This window comes from Guptibacillus hwajinpoensis (genome assembly GCF_005144865.1).
GTDB classification, from domain to species: Bacteria; Bacillota; Bacilli; order Bacillales; family Guptibacillaceae; genus Guptibacillus; species Guptibacillus hwajinpoensis_A.
On record NZ_SWFM01000015.1, the window covers coordinates 1 to 7,332 of the forward strand.

The 7,332-nt window shown below is 36.8% G+C and carries 7 protein-coding genes; 2 read left to right on the forward strand and 5 right to left on the reverse strand.

The features are described 5' to 3' along the window. Positions 1-280 precede the first annotated feature (280 nt). Positions 281-427 carry a hypothetical protein gene (locus tag FBF83_RS21025; protein WP_169525665.1) on the forward strand — a complete coding sequence of 49 codons (147 nt, stop codon included), beginning with the start codon at positions 281-283 and terminating at the stop codon, positions 425-427. 1,087 nt (positions 428-1,514) lie between these two features. On the opposite strand, the gene FBF83_RS20460 is transcribed toward FBF83_RS21025, so the two are convergent. From FBF83_RS20460 to FBF83_RS20470, 3 genes are read right to left on the reverse strand one after another with little or no spacing between them, the layout of a single operon-like run. Continuing rightward, on the reverse strand, positions 1,515-2,237 hold the full coding sequence (locus FBF83_RS20460) for a DUF3800 domain-containing protein (protein ID WP_169525666.1): 723 nt from the start codon (positions 2,235-2,237) through the stop codon (positions 1,515-1,517). 60 nt (positions 2,238-2,297) lie between these two features. Further along, positions 2,298-2,858, reverse strand: coding sequence for a site-specific integrase (locus tag FBF83_RS20465; RefSeq protein ID WP_136948940.1), 561 nt, complete (start codon positions 2,856-2,858; stop codon positions 2,298-2,300). Further along, positions 2,849-3,043: a hypothetical protein gene (locus FBF83_RS20470; protein ID WP_136948941.1), complete on the reverse strand. Its 195-nt coding sequence runs from the start codon at positions 3,041-3,043 to the stop codon at positions 2,849-2,851. Before FBF83_RS20470 ends, FBF83_RS20465 begins: the two co-directional genes overlap by 10 nt. A 292-nt stretch (positions 3,044-3,335) precedes the next feature. On the opposite strand from FBF83_RS20470, the gene FBF83_RS20475 reads away from it, so the two are divergent. Continuing rightward, entirely contained in the window at positions 3,336-3,977 is a 642-nt protein-coding gene (locus tag FBF83_RS20475; RefSeq protein WP_240688163.1) for a DUF4352 domain-containing protein, read from the forward strand. Positions 3,978-4,295: 318 nt separating this feature from the next. Here FBF83_RS20475 and FBF83_RS20480 read toward each other — a convergent pair whose 3' ends face one another. Both FBF83_RS20480 and FBF83_RS20485 read right to left on the reverse strand, forming a co-directional pair. Beyond that, on the reverse strand, positions 4,296-4,865 hold the full coding sequence (locus FBF83_RS20480; RefSeq protein WP_136948942.1) for a DUF3967 domain-containing protein: 570 nt from the start codon (positions 4,863-4,865) through the stop codon (positions 4,296-4,298). Between the two features lie 319 nt (positions 4,866-5,184). Then, positions 5,185-6,474, reverse strand: coding sequence for a winged helix-turn-helix domain-containing protein (locus FBF83_RS20485; protein WP_136948943.1), 1,290 nt, complete (start codon positions 6,472-6,474; stop codon positions 5,185-5,187). Between the last annotated feature and the right edge of the window lie 858 nt (positions 6,475-7,332).

A 7,332-nucleotide genomic window follows, 5' to 3' on the forward strand; every position in this document is an offset into this window, starting at 1 on the left:
CCACTTATGTAGAAATCATGGTTATACGAACCCATTTCGGTAAATATACCTTCTTGTATTTATTCCTGCGCTTGTGTCGAAATTCTTTATAACTTTCCTCGAATTAGAAATGCCATTTAAGACAGGAGTATATTCTATCAGGGGAGAATATAAGAGGATACGAAACCTTCAAGGAGATGATTTTCTGTACAAGAGCTATGAGATTTTAGGTTCGGATAAGCCTATTTATAAGGTGAAACCTAAAGACTATTTCACACGTGAGGAGATCATACATCTCCATATGAATATCGAAGATTTTGAACATATTGGATATGTATTACTCGACCCACGTAACTCTTTATTTGGATCTGTTTATACGCAAAAAGAAATCAAATCCACTAGAAGAAAAGCTGCAGAAGTTATTCAATTCAATTCGCATTTAAAATGAATTCTTTTAATAAAGCATCTAACCTAAAAAAAGATAGGGTTTATATATCCGCATAACAAAGGTCCCGAACAATTTGTTCGGGACCTTTGTTATGGCTTTTAAAAGTAAGGAGACATAATCCAACTTATCGGTACTCTCAAATAACTTAAGCTGAAGAACTTTTCTTCAAACAATAATTGAAACACAATATATAGTATAATTGATAGACTTAACAGCGATATAAAGGTATAATTAGAGAACAATAATCTATATATAGTATCAATGAATTAAATTGTCGAAAACACTCTAAACAATTCACAAAATTATCAATATTATCTATTGACAAAAAAATTAAATCGGTTATACTAATTATTAGGCATACCTCCATATTTTAGGGTATACATAATAGTCCCCTTCAACTAGAAAAGAGGGCAAAAAAAGAGAAATCATTAGCACGGAAGGGGTATATAAATTGGACAAGCAAAAAAAGAACCGCAGGAAGTCCTCTTGCCGAGGTCCTACGGTCTAAACGATAAACAGACTGTGCAAAGCCCGTTCATAAAAAATATAATCGTAATATAAAAATATCACGACCTTCGACCTCGTGCAAGAGAAAAACAAAGTCGAAGGGCGGAATAATAGATGAAAAGAAAAATTGGTGAAAAGAATTCTGAAGGAAAAGTTTGGATCTGCACTCCTTATATAACAAAAAACGGTAAGAGAATTTACCCGAAAAATAGTAAGGTGTTTTGCTTTTGGGCTAATCCCAAAACAAGTAGGTAGATAAATAGATTAGTATAAAGAAAAAAAGGACTCCTGAACGGGTGGTCCTTTTTTTATAAAATTCAAAACGCCAGGTGCCCTTAAAGGTGGCCTTTCGGCACAGATACTGCGTATCTTCAACCTTTTCACTGGTCTTACTCCTGGCGCTCACGTATTCAATTTAAATAAAAGTTTTTCGAACTTCGGCAGCGCCTCTTAAAGAAGGTCAATTAATTTAGACTTTAAGCACCATTGTGCTAATCATTCTCTAAGCCGGACTTACTCCGCCACTAGTATAATTAACTTATTAGCCTTAATTATACAATATATAATTAAAAATCGCAATTTAGACTAGAGAAATATTTGGAAAGCCATAGATCTTATGATAAATTTTATCTTCAATGATGCTGTACAATTCAAAACTTCTACATATCTCCAATTTGTTCTTCTTTTCTTTATAATACATTAGTTTATAATGCTCCAAAACAAAATTCGCTAAAAAATCAGCAGTTTGAACTAACCTATTATTTTTCTCTTGAACATAATTAACCCCAAAGTTATTCCATGCAAATTGATCTTTATTCCACTTTGGAAAATTTATTCTCAAAGTGAGATACTCATGCAACCTTACTTCGGATTCTTTTCCTCTTCCTGCTTTTCCATCTATGTATAAGACTACTTTTTTGTCTGTTGCATCCTCATATGGAACAGCTAAACGACTAACAACTTTACTCAAAAAGTAATTCTCACTTTGCTCTTTTTTTCTGGAATCTGTATCCTTTACAAATTTTGACTGGGCTTCTGTAACAATAGATTTATCAACCACTAGATAACTGATCCTTAAATTATCCCAAGATGCGAGCCGTTCAAATACTTCTTTTTTTTGTTCAAAGGTAGCTTTGCTACCTTTTAATTCTCCATCTTTTTCGTCATAAGTAAAATCACTAAATACCTCGTTCAACTTTTCTTCCAACCTTTTCGATCCACTTTTAATAGAAAAACCCAACCAAAGATATAAGTTTCCTTTTTCACCGTCTATATTTCCCGAGTCATCTAAATAAATGTACAAATAAATCTTCCTCTCTCATATATTAACGCCTGTATTTAGAGGGTTTACAAATCAAAATTTTTACAATGAAAATTTTTCCATAGCTTGATTTATTATATCATCATTAATACCAATGTATCGTAAGGTAATTGAAGGACTACTATGGCCAAATATCTCCTGCAACATCGCCACATCCTTCGTGCGCTGGTAAAAGTGATACCCGAACGTCTTCCGAAGCGTATGCGTCCCGATCGCGCCCTCGATGCCGACCACTCGCGCGGCCTCATTGATGATCTTCCAGGCCATCACCCGGCTAATCGGCTTGTTGCCCTGGCGTGAGAGAAACAAATAGTCCGACGCAGCTAAGCCCTTCGTGTATTTCGCGACTTCCTGCTGAAGGGCCACCGTCATGCGGACTTTCCGGATCTTGCCGGTCTTTTGCTCCTTGATCCGCAAATGGGTCGCCGACGCCACGTCCATGACCCTGAGAGGCAAAATATCGCCAATCCGTAAGCCAGAATTAATGCCAAACGCAAATAAGAAGTAATCCCGGTACGATTTATGCAACAAATGCTCCTTCATCTCCCGGATCTGATCCGGATCGCGAATCGGTTCCACCGTATTGGCGCCTTTTACTCCCATGCTTCTTCCTCCTCATCCGAAAACAGCACTTCTCGTAGCTCCACCGGCTGCTGTTTCATGTCATTCGCACATCGCTGACAAACAGTTACCTCATCAACCGTTAGATAAGCGACGATATTGCCTGGTTCAAAATCCCGAAAACATGCCACACAATTGGCGGACCTGGTGTGTCCCTTTATACGCATGTTAAACCCCTCTTCCATTCAATACGTTTACTCTAGTTATACATTACCATTCACTATGTTAAGGTGAAAACCCTTTTCTTTGCTTATATATGAAAAAAACCCTTGCTGGGCAAGGGGTTTACGTCTCGTTATCGGGTTTTCACCAGATTAACAAACTAACCATTTTGTTAATCTCATCATGATCACTAAACAGAATATAATTTCCTAATATTGAATTATTAGGAAATGTATTGTAAAAAAAGGAAGTACATACGATAATGAACTTATATGTAACACATATTAGGGGGATAAAATGGCTAAACTAGTAAACTGTAAAGCTTGTGACAAGGAAATAGCAAAAGGGGTAAAAAAGTGTCCAAACTGCGGTAAAGATCAGCGTAGTTTCGTTATGAGACATAAGATTATTTCATTTATTGGTATCATAGTAATTTTAGGTGGTATTGGTAGTGCTTTGGGTGGAGGCAGCGACGAGGCTTCTACAGAAGTATCTGGTGAATCCAATAAAGAGGCAAAAGAAGAAACAGCTTACTCATTGAACGATACGGTTGCTCTTAAAAAGACTGAAGTGACTGTCACTAATTTTGAAGAGAGAGATGAAGTTGGTGTATCTGGAGTAAGTAAGCAGGCGTCTGATGGTGGCACGCTCGTAGCAATTCAATACACAATTAAAAATACTTCTGAAGAGCCAGTTGGAGCATTCTCAATGCCTACAGTTAGCCTTGTGAACGAAAAAGGAACTAAATTTGACTCTGATATTGATGCAACTTCTAACTATGCTGTCGAAACTGACGTAGATAATTCTAAAATCATGAGTGATTTAAATCCCGATATCACTGTGACAGATGTGAAAGTGTTCGAGGTATCAAAAGAAAAATTCGAGTCAGGTAAATGGTTCATCTTAGTTGACGGAAAGCAAAAAGTAGCATTGAAATAATTAAATGAAAACCCCAAAGATCCAGATTGGATTTTTGGGGTTTTCATTTAACAAATTATTCATCTTGTTAAGCTCATAAAGTTGTTTTAACCAGATACCAGTAACCGGAATCTGGTTAAACAAGTAATAACTATCTAAGTCCGATGCATTATTTACCTTAATATACACCTTAATAACCTATATAAACAGGGTTATATTAAATATTACTAAGCTTTTATAACAGGTTTAAAACCTACATAAATGATTATTACAACGCTTAAAAACCCAGATCCATCAAATTCACTATTCGAATTAAGTAGAAGTGATTTACTTTTGATATTATTTCCAAAACTGAAACCACTTCTTTTTAGGTGCTTCTTTATCACTTGCTGCAATCAATTCTTTAGTTTCTTGTATCTCTCTAATACTCTCCATTAATAATTTGTCTCTATTATCAAGCTTTTTATCGATGTACTCACCTTGGTTATCAAGCTTTTCAATCAATGCTCTATTAAATTCTTCTTGTTTTTTATTGTAGTCTTCAAGATTTTTAATCTGTTCTCTCAACTCATTCAGCTCTTCAGCCAATAACTCATCAGCACCTTTTTGAGGGGCTAATGTATATGCTTCCCCACCCGTAGCAAAATAGTGCTCTATTTGCTTTATTGAATAATTTCTTTCTCTATGAAGATGCTTGATCAACTTCATTTTTTCTATAGCATCAGCATCAAATACATTATAACCAGCCTCGTTTTTATTTAAAGGAATATACTCCTTGAGATCTTTAATCCAGTTTCTAACTATATTAGGAGTTTCCTCAATAAGGTTTGCTAATTCTTTAACTGTCAACATAGATTTACCTAAGTCTTTAACAGTAGTATCTGTATGTTGATTATCTAAATTACCCATCTTTATACCACCTTATTTACCTTAGTAGAAACCTTGATCACCTTAATATAGAGGCTTATTTAAACAGTACTAAACTTTTATAACAGGTTTAAAACCTACATAAATAGTGATTAGACCTAGAGTAGTAAAAATCCTCTATTCAAGATCAAGAAAGAAAAGAATCCCTAACGCCATACCGAGTGTATCCCACCAAGAGACTAAACAAGACCCTCCAACAAGAAACATACGAAAGGAAACAAAGACCCTACCTAAAAAGACTAGCTCCTAAAGGAGCAGGGCTACGCCCCATAATATAAAGAGACAGACCATGTCCCCTTTTTTATTTGTTTTCTTTTAGTCTTTTTAAAAGTCTTTTAATATGCCTGACAGAGACGCCCATTTTCTCTGCTAATTCTTTTTGAGTAGCATCTGGGTACCGATTTAGGGCTTTGTTTAACAAAAAAAGCTTGTCCAATGTTTTCTCTTTCTGTTCTCCAATATACTCTTCACGCGTCCTGACGCCCTCTTCACGGCGTTTTTCACGCTTGGCGATAGTATTCCTCTTACGCTTCTCTAAACTCCCGATAAGCGTCTTCAAATGGCTTTGTTCTTCCTCTGTGATGTCGAGCCACTCAATAATTGTACTGTTTTTTAAATTATAGCCAGCTCCAGGGTACCCTTTCTCTTTAGCTAAACGATTCGCCTCTTCACTGCTTTTCGCATCCCAGGCCTTTTGAGCACTCTTAGTTGCTCGTAAAACTTCTTTTTCTGGTAAAGGCTCTTTAAATTGCGAATTAAAGAAGAGTGTCTGATGAATCGCTTCAGCAGGATCTGCTAAGTAGCAACACTGCCAGTAACGATACAAGAAGCAAATAAGTTCACGGTATCCCGTCACATCATAATTGCGTAGCTCCACAAGCTTCACTAAATCCAATAAACGCGCATGATGCAGCGAATATGTATTAAATAGTTGCTGCACCTTCTTAGGGCGACCGCGTTTAATGGGCGTTTTTTGTGTTTCAAGAACCGGTAAATACTCCTCTTGCAGCGTTCGTAACGTGTATCGGTAGTCGTGCCGATATTCAACGTGAACCTCTTCACCGTTTTTTGAATTTACGCTACCGTCTATACGAAAAATGCGCGCTGCATCACTCGCTTTAGCGTCCCCACCGAACTCTTTTAACTGATTTAATAAATATTGTTGCACAGCCTGCCATAACGGAAGTGCCTTATAAGGCACAGGATCAATAAGCCAGATTAATACCAATCCTTGACCGGAAAAAATAATGATGTTTGGCTCTGGAATTAACTGATCAAAAAACTCGAGTTGTAATTTACCTAAAAGCCACTGAGGATCTAAATTTAATAAATAACAATCCGTATCAACATATAAAGATCTCAGCTCTCGAATAGATTCAATTTGCCGGCTAGGTTTGTAAAAAGTATTCTGACTAAAATAGATGTCTTCTCCTAGCCATTTCGAAAGATTATCGGCTAATTCTGACGGCTTATAATGATACTGTACAAATCTATTTTTCTCTTTACGTGCGAGAGTAATATATCCCGTGGAATCCTTATGATGAAACCATGTATGGTGCTGAGCTTTTTTTAGCGTAGTAGCATTTTCCATAAAAAAATCCTCCCCAGTAGTGGAAGGATTCATATGCCCTGTGGTAAACTAAAACCAAATAGCAAATAAAAGGGTATGAATCCTATCCTTTTAGTTCCGAGAGAACCCCGAGCCCGCCAAAGCATAGGGGTTTTTCTCATGTTTACAACTATTCTATCAAACTTTGAAAGTAACTGCTTGAATGTTTTGAAAAAGTATTTTGTAATCTTCAAATGCTTGCATATCATTCATGCCTTATAGATAATATAAATGCAAAGGAAAATAGACTTCCCTAGTTGCTTGGAGAGCTCAAGGAGATTCTATTTTTTATGAAAAACCGAGCGATCCGTCACGGATCGCTCGGTTTTCTTTTTCCCCGAAGGGCTATTGTCGAAGACAACGTTCCACTCTGCCCAGCTGGGCAGAGTACCCATCAGCACACACAATTTAGGGTGTGTATAGATGGGCACTCGACCACGAAGTGACCATTGGAATACACCGTTTTAGGGGGTGTATGTAGATGGGCACTCCCTCCACGGAGTGGCACATTGGAACACACCTTTCAGGGGTGTGTGTAGATGGGCACTGTGTGAAAATTAAATCCCTATTCAAAGAATTTACTTCACGATTTTTTCATTAGTAACTTAATCCTGTACTCCAGTTTCTTAGACTCTCACTCCTCATATATGTGTAGAAATGTGGGACATATTATCCCACTTCCTTAAATGTGTAGAAATATGGGACATATTGTCCCACTTATGTAGAAATCATGGTTATACGAACCCATTTCGGTAAATATACCTTCTTGTATTTATTCCTGCGCTTGTGTCGAAATTCTTTATAACTTTCCTCGAATTAGAAATGCCATTTAAGACAGGA